Source organism: Segeticoccus sp., from assembly GCF_035708005.1.
In genome coordinates this window covers 1-16723 of sequence record NZ_DASSTI010000017.1, presented here as the reverse complement: position 1 = coordinate 16723, position 16723 = coordinate 1, and the positions used below count along the sequence as shown (strand labels likewise).

Here is a 16723-nt window from a genome sequence, read left to right as displayed (position 1 = left end):
ATCGTCAAGGGCGAGAACATCCCCGAGCCCGGCATTCCCGAGTCCTTCAAGGTGCTCATCAAGGAGATGCAGTCGCTGTGCCTCAACGTCGAGGTGCTCTCCAGCGACGGCATGTCGATCGAGATGCGCGACACCGACGAGGACGTCTTCCGCGCCGCGGAGGAGCTCGGCATCGACCTGTCCCGCCGTCCTAACGAGGGCGCGATGAGCGTCGACGAGGTCTGAGAACTCAAGGGGAAAACAGTTGCTTGACGTCAACTTCTTCGACGAGCTTCGCATCGGTCTGGCGACCGCCGACGATATCCGCCAGTGGTCGCACGGCGAGGTGAAGAAGCCGGAGACGATCAACTACCGGACCCTCAAGCCGGAGAAGGACGGGCTCTTCTGCGAGAAGATCTTCGGCCCGACCCGGGACTGGGAGTGCTACTGCGGCAAGTACAAGCGCGTCCGCTTCAAGGGCATCATCTGTGAGCGCTGCGGCGTCGAGGTGACCCGCGCCAAGGTGCGGCGCGAGCGGATGGGCCACATCGAGCTGGCCGCGCCGGTCACGCACATCTGGTACTTCAAGGGCGTGCCGTCCCGCCTCGGCTACCTGCTGGACCTGGCCCCGAAGGATCTCGAGAAGATCATCTACTTCGCGGCCTACATGATCACCAGCGTGGACGCGGAGCGGCGCGACCGCGACCTGCCCACGCTGGAGGCGCACATCTCGGTGGAGCGCCAGCAGATCGAGCAGGCCCGCGACGCGCAGGTCGAGGCCCGCCAGCAGAAGCTGGAGGGCGACCTCGCGGAGCTGGAGGAGGCCGGCGCGAAGGCCGACCAGAAGCGCAAGGTGCGCGACGGCGCCGAGCGGGAGATGAAGCAGCTGCGCGACCGCGCGCAGCGCGAGCTCGACCGCCTCGACGAGGTGTGGAGCCGGTTCAAGAACCTCAAGGTCCAGGACCTGGAGGGCGACGAGCTGCTCTACCGCGAGATGCGCGACCGCTTCGGCAAGTACTTCGAGGGCGGCATGGGCGCCGCGGCCATCCAGGCGCGGCTGCAGAACTTCGACCTCGACGCCGAGGCCGAGAAGCTGCGCGACATCATCCGCACCGGCAAGGGCCAGAAGAAGGCCCGCGCCCTCAAGCGGCTGAAGGTCGTCTCGGCGTTCCTCAACACCCGCAACAGCCCGCTCGGCATGGTGCTGGACTGCATCCCGGTCATCCCGCCGGACCTGCGCCCCATGGTGCAGCTCGACGGCGGCCGGTTCGCCACGTCCGACCTGAACGACCTGTACCGCCGGGTCATCAACCGCAACAACCGGCTCAAGCGCCTGCTCGACCTGGGCGCGCCCGAGATCATCGTCAACAACGAGAAGCGGATGCTGCAGGAGGCCGTCGACGCGCTGTTCGACAACGGCCGCCGCGGCCGCCCGGTCACCGGGCCCGGCAACCGTCCGCTGAAGTCGCTGTCCGACATGCTCAAGGGCAAGCAGGGCCGGTTCCGGCAGAACCTGCTGGGCAAGCGCGTCGACTACTCCGGCCGCTCGGTCATCGTCGTCGGCCCGCAGCTGAAGCTGCACCAGTGCGGCCTGCCCAAGCAGATGGCGCTGGAGCTGTTCAAGCCGTTCGTGATGAAGCGGCTGGTCGACCTCGACCACGCGCAGAACATCAAGTCCGCCAAGCGGATGGTGGAGCGCGCGCGCCCGGTCGTGTGGGACGTGCTCGAGGAGGTCATCCGCGAGCACCCGGTGTTGCTCAACCGCGCACCGACCCTGCACCGTCTCGGCATCCAGGCCTTCGAGCCGCAGCTGGTCGAGGGCAAGGCGATCCAGATCCACCCGCTCGTCTGCTCGGCGTTCAACGCCGACTTCGACGGTGACCAGATGGCGGTCCACGTGCCGCTGTCCGCCGAGGCGCAGGCCGAGGCGCGGATCCTGATGCTGTCGAGCAACAACATCCTCAAGCCAGCCGACGGTCGCCCGGTGACCATGCCGACCCAGGACATGATCATCGGCCTGTTCCACCTCACCTCCGAGGTGGAGGACGGCAAGGGCGCCGGCCGCGCCTTCGCGACCGTCGCCGAGGCGCAGATGGCCTTCGACGCCGACGAGATCGAGCTCGGTTCGCTGGTGAAGATCCGGCTCAAGGACCTCGTGCCGACGCCGGGGACGGTGCTGCCCGAGGGTGTCGAGGCCGACGAGCGCGGCTTCGTCTCCGAGCTGACGGTCGAGACCACGCTGGGTCGGGCGATCTTCAACGAGAGCCTGCCCGAGGACTTCGCCTACGTGAACGTCAGCGTCGACAAGAAGAAGCTGTCGGCGATCGTCAACGACCTCGCCGAGCGCTACAGCAAGGTGCAGGTCGCGGCGTCGCTGGACGCGCTCAAGGCGGACGGCTTCCACTGGGCCACCCGCTCGGGCACCACGGTCGCCATCTCCGACGTCGTCACCCCGGCGTCGAAGTCCGAGATCCTCGGTGACTACGAGACCAAGGCCGCCAAGGTGCAGACGCAGTTCGAGCGCGGTCTGATCACCGACGACGAGCGCCGTCAGGAGCTCATCGAGATCTGGACCCAGGCCACGAACGAGGTCTCCAAGGAGATGGAGACCAACTTCCCGAAGACCAACCCGATCTACCGGATGGTCTCCTCGGGCGCTCGTGGTAACTGGTTCCAGCTGCGGCAGATCGCCGGTATGCGTGGCCTGATGGCGAACCCGAAGGGTGAGATCATCCCGCGCCCGATCAAGGCGAACTTCCGCGAGGGCCTGTCGGTGCTGGAGTTCTTCATCTCCACGCACGGTGCCCGCAAGGGCTTGGCCGACACCGCGCTGCGGACCGCCGACTCGGGTTACCTGACCCGACGCCTGGTGGACGTGAGCCAGGACGTCATCATCCGCGAGCAGGACTGTGGCACCGACCGTGGTGTCGAGCTGCCGATCGCGGTGCGTGGCGTCGACGGCAACCTGCGCGAGCACGACGACGTGGAGACCTCGGTCTACGCGCGAACGCTCGCCGAGGACGTCGTCATGGACGGCGAGGTGCTCGCCGAGGCCGGCATGGACCTCGGTGACGTGGTCATCGACGCCCTGGTCGCGGCCGGGGTCGAGAAGGTCCGAGTCCGTTCGGTCCTGACCTGTGACTCGCGGGTCGGCACGTGCGCCAAGTGCTACGGCCGGTCGCTGGCCACCGGCAAGCTGGTCGACATCGGCGAGGCCGTCGGCATCATCGCCGCCCAGTCGATCGGTGAGCCCGGCACCCAGCTGACGATGCGAACCTTCCACACCGGTGGTGTGGCCGGTGACGACATCACCCAGGGTCTGCCCCGTGTGGTCGAGCTCTTCGAGGCCCGCACCCCGAAGGGTGTCGCGCCGATCGCCGAGGCGACCGGCCGGGTGCAGATCGAGGACACCGACAAGACCCGGCGGATCGTGCTGGTCCCGGACGACGGCTCGGAGGAGCACGCCTACCCGATCAGCAAGCGCGGCCGCCTCATGGTCGCCGACGGGGACCATGTCGAGGTCGGCACCCAGCTCGTGCAGGGCGCCATCGACCCCAAGCAGGTGCTGCGGATCCTCGGCCCGCGCCAGGTGCAGATGCACCTCGTGCAGGAGGTCCAGGGTGTGTACCGCCAGCAGGGTGTGTCGATCCACGACAAGCACATCGAGGTGATCGTCCGGCAGATGCTGCGCCGGATCACGATCATCGAGGCGGGCGACTCCGAGCTGCTGCCGGGCGAGCTGGCCGAGCGAGTGCGCTTCGAGGAGGAGAACCGCCGCGTCGTCTCCGAGGGCGGCAAGCCGGCCTCGGGGCGTCCCGAGCTCATGGGCATCACCAAGGCCTCGCTCGCGACCGACTCCTGGCTGTCGGCGGCCTCCTTCCAGGAGACCACCCGCGTCCTCACCGAGGCCGCGCTGCACGCCAAGAGCGACCCGCTGCTCGGCCTGAAGGAGAACGTCATCCTCGGAAAGCTGATCCCCGCGGGGACCGGCCTGCCGCGCTACCGCAACGTCAAGGTGGAGCCGACCGAGGAGGCCAAGGCGGAGATGTACTCGATGCCGGGCTACGAGCAGTTCGACTACCCGGGCTTCGGTCCGGGCTCGGGCGAAGCGGTCGTCCTCGACGACGCCGCGCTCGGCTTCGACCGGGACTGAGCGACCGCCTCGGCTGCCGACGCACCTCGGCAGCCGAGGCGAGAGCGACCGGCTGAGGCGAGCACTCGGCATACCGCAGGCGAGCACTCGGCATACCGCATCGGAGGCGGGGCGGACCACCACGGTCCGCCCCGCCTTCGTCGTCTCTCGACCACGGCCAGCCCGACACATCTCACGCCTGCGTGGATGGTGTCGCCGGAGATGGCCTGAGCGGCGACATTCGTCACGCCTGCGTGGAGCCGTTGCCCACGACTCGGCCCGGGAAGTGCGCCCGCCACTCGTCGTTCAACGCGCGGGGCAGGCCGGTGGCGCCCTGGGAACGCATGGCCCGGACGATTCGGTCCAGCGTGTGCCCCGGTTCGACCCAGATGCCCTTCGACCGCACGATGATCACCCGCCACTTCTCCTCGTCCAGCTCCTCCCGGCGGTCGATGTCGTGGTCCCACTGATGGTCGTCCTCCGCGTGGTGGCGGCCGTCGTACTCGATGACCAGGCGCAGTTCTCGGTAGCACAGGTCAAACCGGCGCCGTACGTCCCCGTTGGCCTCCCGGAGGCGATGGTTCACGAGTGGCTCCGGGAGGCCGGCCAAGACGATGAGCATCCGCAACCGGGTCTCCATGGGGGAGTCGACGTCCTTCCGCACGAATCCAGCGGCGCGGCGAGCGGCCACGGCGCCGGCTCCCTTCCAGGCGGCGGCTGCCCGGAGGAGCCGATCCGGCGTGGTGAGGTCCTTGCGGACCAGGCTGTCGCCGAGGACCACCAGATCCACCAGGCGCAGCGCAGGGGCCATCTCGAGGAACAGCCGGACGGGACCGGACACCGCTACTCCGTGGCGGGTGACGACGCCGAGGGGTCTGCCTTCGGTGGCATCGCCGTCGGGATGGCGGCATTCGTGGGCCCCGATGCCGCGCCGCTGGCAGCGGGAAGTGCCTCGGGGACTGCAGACATGGACCAGCGGGTCGTCCGGCACCCATGCTCCCCAGATCCGTGCGGCGGTGTGGTGGCTCGCGTGCGAGCCGGCGGGCGAGACCCGCAGCGCCGCCTTCGCCAGGAGGAGGGGCGTCACCGCGACGGAGGCTTCGGCATACATCCCGTGGAACAGGCGACGGTATGCCGGCCCGCTGAGGTCGTGCCGGCTGATGCCAGCGTCGCGGGCCTCAGCTGCGGTGAACGGGCTGGACGGAACTGTCCGCTTCGATCCCTGTTGCGTCGTCATGGGACGACTGTGGCGCCGGTTCGTCGGTCTCTTGATGTTGTCCACAGGGCGAAGCGACTCCGCCGCCGGTCTAGGACGGCGTGGTCGGCGCTGGCGTGAGGAATGTCGCGGTCGACGTGGTCTGGTGCGGCGTGGTCGGCGCTGGCGTGAGGAATGTCGGGGTCGATGTGGTCTGGCCGCGTTGTGGTACCCCGGTCTCGGGGAAGATGTCCACCCCGGGCCGGCGTTCTCTCCAGCGGGCACACCCAGCGCGAGCAGGGCGTCCGCGATTTGGTCGCATTCCGACACACGCGGTAGCCTTGACCACTGTGCGTGGGCTGAGTCCTGTGCACGAGCCCGCGTCCGGGAGCGAGTGCGGACAGGCGGCGGACCCGCTCCGCGGCCGGCATCGTCTCGCAGGGTCGGGCTCACCCCCTCGCCGGGCGCCTGTCGGCACATCCTCTCCTCCGGTCCGCTCGACCGCCAGAGCCAGAGGACGTGCCGAGGGGAGTGCAGGGGAGGGCTCGCCGACACACCCGAGCGCGGGGGTCGAGGCGGGACGACGCCAAGGAGCGGACACCCGTCCGCAGACAACACGACTGACGGAGATTCAGTGCCCACGATCAACCAGCTCGTCCGCAAGGGGCGCCAGGAGAAGCGCGGCAAGGTCGCGACCCCGGCCCTCAAGGGCAGCCCGCAGCGCCGCGGGGTCTGCACCCGCGTCTACACGACCACCCCCAAGAAGCCGAACTCCGCGCTGCGCAAGGTCGCGCGCGTGAAGCTCACCAGCGGCATCGAGGTCACGGCCTACATCCCCGGTGTCGGCCACAACCTGCAGGAGCACTCGATCGTGCTCGTCCGCGGTGGCCGGGTGAAGGACCTGCCGGGCGTGCGCTACAAGATCGTGCGCGGCTCGCTCGACACCCAGGGTGTCCGCGGCCGCCAGCAGGCCCGCAGCCGCTACGGCGCGAAGAAGGAGAAGAAGTAATGCCGCGCAAGGGCCCCGCGCCGAAGCGTCCGCTGGTCGTCGACCCGGTCTACGGTTCCCCGCTGGTCACGCAGCTGGTCAACAAGATCCTGCTCGACGGCAAGAAGTCGATCGCCGAGACCATCGTCTACGGCGCCCTCGAGGGCTGCCGCGCCAAGACGGGCACCGACCCGGTCGTGACCCTCAAGCGGGCGCTCGACAACGTCCGTCCCGCGCTGGAGGTCAAGAGCCGCCGCGTCGGTGGTGCGACCTACCAGGTGCCGGTCGAGGTCAAGCCGGGTCGCGCGACCACGCTGTCGCTGCGCTGGCTGGTCGGCTACGCGCGGCAGCGTCGCGAGAAGACGATGACCGACCGCCTCATGAACGAGATCCTCGACGCGAGCAACGGCCTCGGTGCCGCGGTCAAGCGCCGCGAGGACACCCACAAGATGGCCGAGTCGAACAAGGCGTTCGCCCACTACCGCTGGTAGTCGGCCGGCCCCGAGCCTCCACGTGAGGTGACGGGGGCAGTCACCGGGCTTCCCGGCATACCTGCGGGTATGCCGGGCACGCACCGGGACGGCCCCCGCGCCCCTCACCCACCCCAGACCCACACCCTCGAGACGAGACGAGAAAGACACCGTGGCACTCGACGTCCTCACGGACCTCAAGCGGGTCCGCAACATCGGCATCATGGCGCACATCGATGCCGGCAAGACGACGACCACCGAGCGGATCCTGTTCTACACGGGCATCAACTACAAGATCGGCGAGACGCACGACGGCGCCTCGACGATGGACTGGATGGAGCAGGAGCAGGAGCGCGGCATCACGATCACGTCGGCCGCGACGACCTGCTTCTGGAAGGACACCCAGATCAACATCATCGACACCCCCGGGCACGTCGACTTCACCGTCGAGGTGGAGCGGTCGCTGCGGGTGCTCGACGGTGCGGTCGCCGTCTTCGACGGCAAGGAGGGCGTCGAGCCGCAGTCCGAGACCGTGTGGCGCCAGGCCGACGGCTACGGCGTCCCGCGCATCTGCTTCGTCAACAAGATGGACAAGCTCGGTGCGGACTTCTACTTCACCGTGCAGACCATCAAGGACCGCCTCGGTGCGACGCCGCTCGTGCTGCAGCTGCCGATCGGCGCCGAGAGCGACTTCATCGGCGTCGTCGACCTGGTCCGCATGAAGGCCCTGGTCTGGCACGGTGAGACCAAGAAGGGTGAGGACTACGAGGTCGAGGACATCCCCGCCGACCTGCAGGCCAAGGCCGAGGAGTACCGCAACGAGCTCGTCGAGAAGATCGCCGAGTCCGACGAGGAGCTGCTCGAGAAGTACCTCGGTGGCGAGGAGCTGACCGAGGACGAGCTCAAGGCCGGCATCCGCAAGCTCACGGTGGCCAACGAGCTGTACCCGGTGCTGTGCGGCACCGCGTTCAAGAACAAGGGCGTGCAGCCCATGCTCGACGCGGTCGTGGCCTACCTGCCCTCCCCGCTGGACGTGCCGCCGATGATCGGCCACGACCCGAAGGACCCGGAGAAGGAGGTCATCCGCAAGCCGGACGCGAGCGAGCCGTTCTCGGCGCTGGCGTACAAGGTCGCGGTGCACCCGTTCTTCGGCAAGCTCACCTACGTCCGGGTCTACTCCGGTCGCGTGGAGAGCGGCGCCCAGGTCATGAACTCGACCAAGGGCAAGAAGGAGCGCATCGGCAAGCTGTTCCAGATGCACTCCAACAAGGAGAACCCGGTCGACTTCGCGACGGCGGGTCACATCTACGCCTTCATCGGGCTCAAGGACACGACCACCGGCGACACCCTGTCCGACATGAACAACCAGGTGCTGCTGGAGTCGATGCACTTCCCGGAGCCGGTCATCCACGTGGCCATCGAGCCGAAGACCAAGGGTGACCAGGAGAAGCTGTCGACCGCGATCCAGCGGCTCGCCGAGGAGGACCCGACCTTCTCGGTGCGCCTCGACGAGGAGACCGGCCAGACCGTCATCGGCGGCATGGGCGAGCTCCACCTCGACATCCTCGTGGACCGCATGCGGCGCGAGTTCAAGGTCGAGGCCAACGTCGGTGCTCCGCAGGTCGCCTACCGTGAGACGATCCGTCGCCCCGTGGAGAAGTACGACTACACCCACAAGAAGCAGACGGGTGGCTCCGGTCAGTTCGCGAAGGTGCAGATCACCCTCGAGCCGATGGACACCTCCGAGGGTGAGCTGTACGAGTTCGACAACAAGGTCACCGGTGGACGCGTGCCGCGGGAGTACATCCCCAGCGTGGACGCCGGTATCCAGAGCGCCATGGAGCTCGGTGTGCTCGCCGGCTACCCGGTGGTGGGCGTCAAGGCCACCCTGGTGGACGGTGCGTACCACGACGTCGACTCCTCGGAGATGGCGTTCAAGATCGCCGGCTCGATGGCGTTCAAGGAGGCGGCCCGCAAGGCCAATCCCGTGCTGCTCGAGCCGATGATGGCCGTCGAGGTGCGCACGCCCGAGGAGTACATGGGCGACGTCATCGGCGACATCAACTCTCGTCGTGGGCAGATCCAGTCCATGGAGGACATCAGCGGGGCGAAGGTCGTCAAGGGCCTCGTGCCGCTGTCCGAGATGTTCGGATACGTTGGCGACCTCCGGTCCAAGACCCAGGGTCGGGCCAACTACACGATGCAGTTCGACTCGTACGCGGAGGTTCCCCGGAGCGTCGCGGACGAGATCATCAAGAAGGTCCGGGGCGAGTGACGCGGGTAAACTCCCCGTCGGCGAACCCGTAGTCAACCAACCCAAGAAGACGTCCCCACGTCCACCCGACCAGGGTCCGGTCCGTGAGGCGATCACCAACAAGTCCTGAGGAGGACCCCCAGTGGCGAAGGCGAAGTTCGAGCGGACCAAGCCGCACGTCAACATCGGCACCATCGGTCACATCGACCACGGCAAGACGACGCTGACGGCTGCGATCTCCAAGGTTCTGCACGACAAGAACCCGGAGCTGAACCCGAACACCGAAGCGTTCGACATGATCGACAAGGCGCCGGAAGAGCGCCAGCGCGGTATCACGATCTCGATCGCCCACATCGAGTACCAGACCGACAAGCGTCACTACGCGCACGTCGACTGCCCCGGGCACGCTGACTACGTCAAGAACATGATCACCGGTGCGGCGCAGATGGACGGCGCCATCCTGGTCGTGGCGGCCACTGACGGCCCGATGCCGCAGACCAAGGAGCACGTCCTGCTGGCCCGTCAGGTCGGCGTCCCCTACATCGTGGTGGCGCTGAACAAGGCCGACATGGTCGACGACGAGGAGATCATGGAGCTCGTCGAGATGGAGGTCCGCGAGCTGCTGTCCTCCTACGAGTTCCCCGGCGACGACGTGCCGGTCGTCAAGGTCTCGGCGCTCAAGGCGCTCGAGGGCGACGAGAAGTGGGTCAACTCCGTGCTGGAGCTCATGGACGCCGTCGACGAGGCGATTCCGGACCCGGAGCGCGACATCGACAAGCCGTTCCTCATGCCGATCGAGGACGTGTTCACCATCACCGGCCGCGGCACCGTCGTCACCGGTCGTGTCGAGCGCGGTGTGCTCAAGGTGAACGAGGAGGTCGAGATCGTCGGGATCCACCAGGGCCCGCCGTCGAAGACCACCGTCACCGGCATCGAGATGTTCCGCAAGCTGCTCGACGAGGGCCGCGCGGGTGAGAACGTCGGTCTGCTGCTGCGCGGCACCAAGCGCGAGGACGTCGAGCGCGGCCAGGTCGTCGTGAAGCCGGGCTCGATCACCCCGCACACCGAGTTCGAGGCGCAGGTCTACATCCTGTCCAAGGACGAGGGTGGCCGGCACACGCCGTTCTACGACAACTACCGTCCGCAGTTCTACTTCCGGACCACGGACGTCACCGGCGTTGTGCACCTGCCCGAGGGCACGGAGATGGTCATGCCCGGCGACAACACCGAGATGACGGTCGACATGATCCAGCCGATCGCCATGGAGGAGGGCCTGAAGTTCGCCATCCGTGAGGGTGGCCGGACCGTCGGCGCCGGCCGGGTCACCAAGATCATCAAGTGACCTGACGCTCCCGCGGGAGCACACGGCATACCAAGCCAGACCGGAAGGGCCTCGGATCCGCAGGGATCCGGGGCCCTTTCGCCTGCCACGAGGCGCAGGTATGCCGGGTGCTCGCGCACGTGCCGGGCGTCACCTCGGCTCGATTTGGCCGGGGCCCTCCGCGTCTGGCACTATTGACAAGTTGCTTGACGCGCGGTGCTCACCGCGGGTGAGGGCGAGGACCACCTCGTCGGCCCACGGGTGTGCCGTCGCCCCGGACGACGCGCAGCCACAAGGGCGCGCTGGGAGTCGGGGGAGCGCAAGCTCCGGCCCAGGGCCGGACCTCCACCAGCAGGTCGAGTCGATCGCCTGCGCCGCGGAGCGGGTGCGACACACCCGACCGCGGGGGTCGGAGGCCGGAGGGGTCGGCCCTGTACGCGGTACGACGAGAGAGAGATGGCGGAGCGAATGGCGGAACAGAAGATCCGCATCCGGCTGAAGTCGTATGACCACGAGGTCATCGACAGCTCGGCGCGCAAGATTGTCGACACGGTGACCCGTGCGGGTGCGACGGTTGTCGGCCCCGTGCCGCTGCCGACGGAGAAGAACGTCTTCTGCGTCATCCGGTCGCCGCACAAGTACAAGGACAGCCGCGAGCACTTCGAGATGCGCACCCACAAGCGGCTCATCGACATCGTGGACCCGACGCCGAAGGCCGTCGACTCGCTCATGCGGCTCGACCTGCCGGCGGACGTCAACATCGAGATCAAGCTGTAAGGACGCAGGCCATGACTCACGCACTTGAGCGCAGCGTCAAGGGAGTCCTTGGCGAGAAGCTCGGCATGACCCAGGTGTGGGACGAGAACAACCGACTGGTCCCGGTCACCGTGATCCAGGCCGGGCCCTGCGTCGTCACGCAGGTCCGGGGACAGGACGCCGACGGCTACAACGCCGTCCAGCTCGCCTACGGGGCAATCGACCCGCGCAAGGTCAACAAGCCGATGAAGGGCCACTTCGAGAAGGCCGGGGTGACCCCGCGCCGCCACCTGGTGGAGATCCGGACCTCCGACGCCGCCGACTACCAGGTCGGTCAGGAGATCACCGTCGAGACGTTCGAGTCCGGTCAGGACGTCGACGTCGTCGGCACCACCAAGGGCAAGGGCACCGCCGGTGTCATGAAGCGGCACGGCTTCGCCGGGGTGAGCTCCTCGCACGGCGCCCACCGCAACCACCGCAAGCCCGGGTCGATCGGTGGCTGCGCCACCCCCGGCCGCGTCTTCAAGGGCATGCGCATGGCCGGCCGGATGGGCCGGGTCCGCCAGACCACGCAGAACCTCACGATCCACGCCGTGGACGCCGAGAAGGGCCTGCTGCTGATCAAGGGCGCCGTCCCCGGCGCCCGCGGCGGCATCGTCCTGGTGCGCACGGCTGCCAAGGGAGCCTGACGCCATGCCGACCGTTGACATCATCAGCCCGCAGGGGAGCAAGGCGGGCACCGTTGACCTGCCCGCCGAGGTCTTCGACGTGCAGACCAACGTCCCGCTGATCCACCAGGTCGTCGTTGCCCAGCTCGCCGCCGCGCGGCAGGGCACGCACGCCACCAAGACCCGCGGCGCGGTCCGCGGTGGTGGGGCCAAGCCCTACCGCCAGAAGGGCACCGGACGGGCCCGGCAGGGGTCGACCCGCGCGCCGCAGTTCGCCGGCGGTGGCACCGTCCACGGCCCGCAGCCGCGCAGCTACACCCAGCGCACGCCCAAGAAGATGAAGGCCGCCGCCCTGCGCGGCGCCCTCTCGGACCGGGCGCGCTACGGCCGGGTCCACGTGCTCAGCGCCGTGGTCGAGGGCGACGCCCCGTCCACCAAGTCCGCGTATGCCGTGCTGGAGGGCCTGTCCGAGCGCAAGAACCTCCTCGTGGTGGTCGAGCGCACGGACCTGGTCAGCCTGAAGAGCCTGCGCAACCTGGTCGACGTGCACGTGCTGTTCGCCGACCAGCTCAACACGTATGACGTGCTGTGCGCCGACGACGTCGTGTTCACCCAGGGTGCCCTCGAGGCGTTCCTGGCCGGTCCGAAGAAGGCCGCGGACGCCGAGGCCGTCGAGGTCACCGAGGTCACCGACGACGCAGCGGGCACGACGCCGGCCGCCGCTACCAGCGCTGAGGAGGACGCCAAGTGAGCACGCTGGGCAAGGATCCGCGCGACATCCTGATCGCGCCGGTCGTCTCCGAGAAGTCCTACGGACTGCTCGACGAGGGCAAGTACACCTTCGTGGTGGACCCTCGGGCGAACAAGACCGAGATCAAGATCGCCGTCGAGCGCATCTTCGACGTCAAGGTCGACTCGGTGAACACGTTGAACCGCCAGGGCAAGGCGCGGCGCACCCGCTTCGGCATCGGCCGGCGCAAGGACACCAAGCGCGCGATCGTCACCCTCAAGGAAGGCTCCATCGACATCTTCGGCACCGTCTCCTGACGCGCCGCTGACTCGATAGGAAGAGGACTGTAAAGCTATGGCTATCCGCAAGTACAAGCCGACGACGCCCGGCCGTCGGGGCGCCAGCGTCGCCGACTTCGTCGAGGTCACGCGCTCCACGCCGGAGAAGTCCCTGGTGCGCCCGCTGAGCAAGACCGGCGGCCGCAACAGCTCGGGCCGGATCACCACCCGCCACATCGGGGGAGGGCACAAGCGCGCCTACCGCGTCATCGACTTCCGTCGCGACGACAAGGACGGCGTGCCCGCCACGGTTGCGCACATCGAGTACGACCCGAACCGCACGGCGCGCATCGCGCTGCTGCACTACGCCGACGGCGAGAAGCGCTACATCATCGCGCCGAACCGCCTCAAGCAGGGTGACGCGGTCGAGGCTGGTCCGTCCGCCGACATCAAGCCGGGCAACAACCTGCCGCTGCGCAACATCCCCGTCGGCACCGTGGTCCACGCGATCGAGCTGCGGCCCGGTGGCGGGGCCAAGATCGCCCGCTCGGCCGGCGCCCGCGTACAGCTGGTCGCCAAGGAGGGCCGCTTCGCGCAGCTGCGCATGCCCTCCGGTGAGATCCGGAACGTCGACGTGCGCTGCCGCGCCACTGTCGGCGAGGTGGGCAACGCCGAGCAGAGCAACATCAACTGGGGCAAGGCCGGCCGCGCCCGCTGGAAGGGCAAGCGCCCGACCGTCCGTGGTGTCGTGATGAACCCGGTCGACCACCCGCACGGTGGTGGTGAGGGCCGCACGTCCGGCGGCCGCCACCCGGTCAGCCCGTGGGGCCAGCCGGAGGGTCGCACCCGTCGCCCCAACAAGGAGAGCGACAAGCTCATCGTGCGTCGCCGTCGTACCAAGAAGAAGCGGTGAGGAACTTCCCATGCCACGCAGCCTGAAGAAGGGCCCCTTCATCGACGACCACCTCGCCAAGAAGGTGGACGCCCAGAACGAAGCGGGCACCAAGAACGTCATCAAGACCTGGTCGCGCCGTTCGATGGTCAGCCCCGACATGCTGGGCCACACCATCGCGGTGCACGACGGACGCAAGCACGTGCCGGTGTTCGTCACCGAGTCCATGGTCGGGCACAAGCTCGGCGAGTTCGCGCCGACGCGCACCTTCAAGGGTCACGAGAAGGACGACCGCAAGGGCCGCCGCCGCTGAGCGGGGCACCGACCACCACTGCATGAACAACCTGCATGACTGACGAGAGCAAAGGGACAGCGATGGAAGCCAAGGCGCAGGCGCGGCACGTCCGTGTGACGCCCATGAAGGCCCGCCGCGTCGTGGACCTGATCCGTGGCAAGCGGGCGAGCGAGGCCGTCGCGGTGCTGCAGTTCGCGCCGCAGTCGGCCAGCGAGCCGGTGCGCAAGGTGCTGGAGAGCGCCATTGCGAACGCCCGGGTGGCCGCCGACCAGGCCGCGACCGCGTTTGACGAGCGGACGCTGGTCGTCTCGGCCGCATACGTCGACGAGGGCCCGACGATGAAGCGGTTCCGGCCGCGGGCCCAGGGCCGCGCCAACCGGATCAACAAGCGCACCAGCCACATCACGGTGCACGTGTCGCAGCCCGATGACGCCAGCAAGGGAGGGACCCGCTGATGGGTCAGAAGATCAACCCCACCGGTTTCCGTCTGGGCATCACCACCGACCACAAGAGCCGGTGGTTCGCCGACTCGACCAAGCCGGGGCAGCGCTACCGCGACTACGTCAAGGAGGACGTCGCGATCCGCAAGCTGATGTCCACCGGCATGGAGCGCGCCGGCATCGCCAAGGTCGAGATCGAGCGGACCCGTGACCGCGTCCGCGTGGACATCCACACCGCCCGGCCGGGTATCGTCATCGGCCGCCGCGGCGCGGAGGCCGACCGGATCCGCGGCGAGCTCGAGAAGCTCACCGGCAAGCAGGTCCAGCTGAACATCCTCGAGGTGAAGAACCCCGAGACCGAGGCGCAGCTGGTGGCCCAGGGCATTGCCGAGCAGCTGTCGGCCCGTGTCTCCTTCCGTCGCGCGATGCGCAAGGGCATGCAGTCCGCGCTGCGTGGCGGCGCCAAGGGCATCCGGGTGCAGTGCTCCGGCCGTCTCGGCGGCGCGGAGATGTCGCGCTCGGAGTTCTACCGCGAGGGCCGGGTGCCGCTGCACACGCTGCGCGCGAACATCGACTACGGCCTGTACGAGGCCCGCACCACGTTCGGTCGCATCGGCGTCAAGGTGTGGATCTACAAGGGTGACGTGAGCGGCTCCCGCGCCGAGCGCGAGGCACTCGAGGCGCTCGCCGCGCGCCAGCAGCGGCGCGAGCGCGCCCAGCGGCCGCGGCGCTCCGGCTCCTCCGGCACCACCGCCGGCGGCACCGAGGCGGGGCGCGCCGCCGCCGAGGCCACGGCCGTCCAGGCGCCCGGGACCGAGCCGGTCGACAGCACCGTCGCCGTGACCTCCGGCGAGGCCGAGACGACGCAGAGCGTCGCCGAGGCGGCCGCGCCGGAGACCGCCGCGCCCGAGGGCACCGCGGCGGAGAACACCCTCGCCGAGACCAACCCGGCCGAGACCGACGGACAGGGGGCCTGAGTCCCGTGTTGATCCCACGCAGGGTCAAGCACCGCAAGCAGCATCACCCGAGCCGGTCGGGCGCGGCCAAGGGCGGCACCGCGATCAACTTCGGGGAGTACGCGATCCAGGCGCTCGAGCCGGCCTACGTCACCAACCGGCAGATCGAGTCGGCCCGTATCGCGATGACCCGGCACATCCGCCGTGGCGGGAAGGTGTGGATCACGATCTACCCCGACCGACCGCTGACCAAGAAGCCCGCCGAGACCCGCATGGGTTCCGGGAAGGGCTCGCCGGAGTGGTGGGTCGCCAACGTCAAGCCGGGGCGCGTCATGTTCGAGCTCTCCGGCGTGGCCGAGCCGGTGGCCCGCGAGGCCATGCGCCGGGCCATCCACAAGCTGCCCATGAAGTGCCGCTTCATCACGCGTGAAGGAGAGGTGTGATGGCTGCCGGTCTGACCGCTCCGGAGCTGCGCGAGCTCTCGGCTGACGAGCTCGCCACGAAGCTGCGCGAGTCCAAGGAAGAACTGTTCAACCTGCGATTCCAGGTGGCCACCGGCCAGCTGGACAACAACCGGCGGCTGCAGACCGTCCGCCGCGACATCGCGCGGATCTACACGATCATGCGGGAGCGCGAGCTGGGTCTCTCGGTCGCCCCGAACGAAGGTGTGGCATGAGCGAGACCGCGCAGCCGAGCACGGCGACCGGGCCCGGCGCCGCCGGTCGCGGCTACCGCAAGGTCCGCGAGGGCCTGGTGGTGAGCGACAAGATGCAGAAGACCATCGTCGTGGAGGTCGAGGACCGCGTGAAGCACGGTCTCTACGGCAAGGTCATCCGCCGCACGAACAAGCTGAAGGCCCACGACGAGCAGAACGTCGCCGGGATCGGCGACCGCGTGCGGATCATGGAGACCCGGCCGATGTCGGCCACCAAGCGGTGGCGGCTCGTCGAGGTCCTCGAGAAGGCCAAGTAGCAGGCAGGTATCGTGGAGGGTCGGCCCGCTCGGGCCGGCTTTCCCATGAGCCGGTGACGCGGGCGCGTGCCCGCGATCGCCCCGGCGGAAGCCGGACACGCCGACGAACCACCCGGGAGGGCCGGCGGCCTCCCCGGGAGCACATGACAGCCGCGCCCAGCGCGTCGGAGCAGTTGAGGGTCGCGCCGCGGCGCGACAGTGAGGGAAGCGAACCGTGATTCAGCAGGAGTCGCGACTGCGAGTCGCCGACAACACCGGGGCGAAGGAGATCCTCTGCATCCGGGTGCTCGGCGGTTCCGGGCGACGCTACGCGGGCATCGGCGACGTCATCGTCGCGACCGTGAAGGACGCGCTGCCCGGTGCCGGGGTCAAGCGCGGCGACGTCGTGAAGGCCGTC

Annotated in this window: 19 protein-coding genes; 18 read left to right on the top strand and 1 reads right to left on the bottom strand. The window is 68.7% G+C overall.

The window, feature by feature from the left end:
* Nucleotides 1-225: hypothetical protein (locus VFL99_RS01610; protein WP_325104572.1), on the top strand; the 225-nt coding region annotated here is incomplete at its 5' end.
* A gap of 19 nt (nucleotides 226-244) precedes the next feature.
* On the top strand, nucleotides 245-4132 hold the full coding sequence (locus VFL99_RS01605) for a DNA-directed RNA polymerase subunit beta' (protein WP_325104571.1): 3888 nt from the start codon (nucleotides 245-247) through the stop codon (nucleotides 4130-4132).
* A 223-nt stretch (nucleotides 4133-4355) separates the two neighbouring features.
* Here the strand turns inward: VFL99_RS01605 and VFL99_RS01600 are convergent, their stop codons facing one another.
* Nucleotides 4356-5348 carry a DUF559 domain-containing protein gene (locus VFL99_RS01600; RefSeq protein ID WP_325104570.1) on the bottom strand — a complete coding sequence of 331 codons (993 nt, stop codon included), beginning with the start codon at nucleotides 5346-5348 and terminating at the stop codon, nucleotides 4356-4358.
* A 592-nt stretch (nucleotides 5349-5940) separates the two neighbouring features.
* Between VFL99_RS01600 and rpsL the strand changes: the two genes are divergently transcribed.
* The 16 genes from rpsL to VFL99_RS01520 all read left to right on the top strand — a co-directional run.
* Nucleotides 5941-6315 carry a 30S ribosomal protein S12 gene (rpsL, locus tag VFL99_RS01595; RefSeq protein ID WP_325104569.1) on the top strand — a complete coding sequence of 125 codons (375 nt, stop codon included), beginning with the start codon at nucleotides 5941-5943 and terminating at the stop codon, nucleotides 6313-6315.
* Nucleotides 6315-6785: a 30S ribosomal protein S7 gene (rpsG, locus tag VFL99_RS01590; protein ID WP_325104568.1), complete on the top strand. Its 471-nt coding sequence runs from the start codon at nucleotides 6315-6317 to the stop codon at nucleotides 6783-6785. The genes rpsL and rpsG overlap by 1 nt, the downstream gene beginning before the upstream one ends.
* 151 nt (nucleotides 6786-6936) lie before the next feature.
* Complete coding sequence (gene fusA, locus VFL99_RS01585) at nucleotides 6937-9039, top strand: elongation factor G (RefSeq protein ID WP_325104567.1); 2103 nt, start codon at nucleotides 6937-6939, stop codon at nucleotides 9037-9039.
* A 121-nt stretch (nucleotides 9040-9160) separates the two neighbouring features.
* On the top strand, nucleotides 9161-10360 hold the full coding sequence (tuf, locus tag VFL99_RS01580; RefSeq protein WP_325104566.1) for an elongation factor Tu: 1200 nt from the start codon (nucleotides 9161-9163) through the stop codon (nucleotides 10358-10360).
* 447 nt (nucleotides 10361-10807) lie between these two features.
* A complete protein-coding gene (gene rpsJ, locus VFL99_RS01575) occupies nucleotides 10808-11116 on the top strand; it encodes a 30S ribosomal protein S10 (RefSeq protein ID WP_325104565.1) in 309 nt (102 codons plus the stop codon).
* 11 nt (nucleotides 11117-11127) lie between these two features.
* A complete protein-coding gene (gene rplC / locus VFL99_RS01570) occupies nucleotides 11128-11784 on the top strand; it encodes a 50S ribosomal protein L3 (protein ID WP_325104564.1) in 657 nt (218 codons plus the stop codon).
* Between the two features lie 4 nt (nucleotides 11785-11788).
* On the top strand, nucleotides 11789-12514 hold the full coding sequence (rplD, locus tag VFL99_RS01565; protein ID WP_325104563.1) for a 50S ribosomal protein L4: 726 nt from the start codon (nucleotides 11789-11791) through the stop codon (nucleotides 12512-12514).
* Complete coding sequence (rplW, locus tag VFL99_RS01560; RefSeq protein ID WP_325104562.1) at nucleotides 12511-12810, top strand: 50S ribosomal protein L23; 300 nt, start codon at nucleotides 12511-12513, stop codon at nucleotides 12808-12810. The genes rplD and rplW overlap by 4 nt, the downstream gene beginning before the upstream one ends.
* Before the next feature lie 37 nt (nucleotides 12811-12847).
* Nucleotides 12848-13684, top strand: a complete 837-nt coding sequence (gene rplB, locus VFL99_RS01555; RefSeq protein ID WP_325104561.1) for a 50S ribosomal protein L2 — start codon at nucleotides 12848-12850, stop codon at nucleotides 13682-13684.
* A gap of 10 nt (nucleotides 13685-13694) precedes the next feature.
* Entirely contained in the window at nucleotides 13695-13976 is a 282-nt protein-coding gene (gene rpsS / locus VFL99_RS01550; RefSeq protein ID WP_325104560.1) for a 30S ribosomal protein S19, read from the top strand.
* A 62-nt stretch (nucleotides 13977-14038) separates the two neighbouring features.
* Nucleotides 14039-14413: a 50S ribosomal protein L22 gene (rplV, locus tag VFL99_RS01545; protein ID WP_325104573.1), complete on the top strand. Its 375-nt coding sequence runs from the start codon at nucleotides 14039-14041 to the stop codon at nucleotides 14411-14413.
* Nucleotides 14413-15375 (top strand): 30S ribosomal protein S3, encoded by a 963-nt coding sequence (rpsC, locus tag VFL99_RS01540; protein ID WP_325104559.1) that lies wholly within the window; start codon nucleotides 14413-14415, stop codon nucleotides 15373-15375. Before rplV ends, rpsC begins: the two co-directional genes overlap by 1 nt.
* Nucleotides 15376-15380: 5 nt before the next feature.
* A complete protein-coding gene (gene rplP, locus VFL99_RS01535) occupies nucleotides 15381-15797 on the top strand; it encodes a 50S ribosomal protein L16 (RefSeq protein WP_325104558.1) in 417 nt (138 codons plus the stop codon).
* Nucleotides 15797-16030, top strand: coding sequence for a 50S ribosomal protein L29 (gene rpmC, locus VFL99_RS01530; protein WP_325104557.1), 234 nt, complete (start codon nucleotides 15797-15799; stop codon nucleotides 16028-16030). Before rplP ends, rpmC begins: the two co-directional genes overlap by 1 nt.
* Nucleotides 16027-16326: a 30S ribosomal protein S17 gene (rpsQ, locus tag VFL99_RS01525; RefSeq protein WP_325104556.1), complete on the top strand. Its 300-nt coding sequence runs from the start codon at nucleotides 16027-16029 to the stop codon at nucleotides 16324-16326. Before rpmC ends, rpsQ begins: the two co-directional genes overlap by 4 nt.
* Before the next feature lie 214 nt (nucleotides 16327-16540).
* A partial coding sequence (locus VFL99_RS01520; RefSeq protein ID WP_325104555.1) for an uL14 family ribosomal protein occupies nucleotides 16541-16723 on the top strand: 183 nt, incomplete at its 3' end.

Bases quoted from the DNA above. Each gene is read 5' to 3' on its own strand.
- rpsG (WP_325104568.1), top strand. From the start codon at position 6,315: ATGCCGCGCAAGGGCCCCGCGCCGAAGCGTCCGCTGGTCGTCGACCCG.
- rplC (WP_325104564.1), top strand. From the start codon at position 11,128: ATGACTCACGCACTTGAGCGCAGCGTCAAGGGAGTCCTTGGCGAGAAG.
- rpmC (WP_325104557.1), top strand. From the start codon at position 15,797: ATGGCTGCCGGTCTGACCGCTCCGGAGCTGCGCGAGCTCTCGGCTGAC.
- rplB (WP_325104561.1), top strand. From the start codon at position 12,848: ATGGCTATCCGCAAGTACAAGCCGACGACGCCCGGCCGTCGGGGCGCC.
- rpsS (WP_325104560.1), top strand. From the start codon at position 13,695: ATGCCACGCAGCCTGAAGAAGGGCCCCTTCATCGACGACCACCTCGCC.
- rpsQ (WP_325104556.1), top strand. From the start codon at position 16,027: ATGAGCGAGACCGCGCAGCCGAGCACGGCGACCGGGCCCGGCGCCGCC.
- rpsC (WP_325104559.1), top strand. From the start codon at position 14,413: ATGGGTCAGAAGATCAACCCCACCGGTTTCCGTCTGGGCATCACCACC.
- rpsJ (WP_325104565.1), top strand. From the start codon at position 10,808: ATGGCGGAACAGAAGATCCGCATCCGGCTGAAGTCGTATGACCACGAG.
- VFL99_RS01600 (WP_325104570.1), bottom strand. From the start codon at position 5,348: ATGACGACGCAACAGGGATCGAAGCGGACAGTTCCGTCCAGCCCGTTC.
- rplD (WP_325104563.1), top strand. From the start codon at position 11,789: ATGCCGACCGTTGACATCATCAGCCCGCAGGGGAGCAAGGCGGGCACC.
- rplV (WP_325104573.1), top strand. From the start codon at position 14,039: ATGGAAGCCAAGGCGCAGGCGCGGCACGTCCGTGTGACGCCCATGAAG.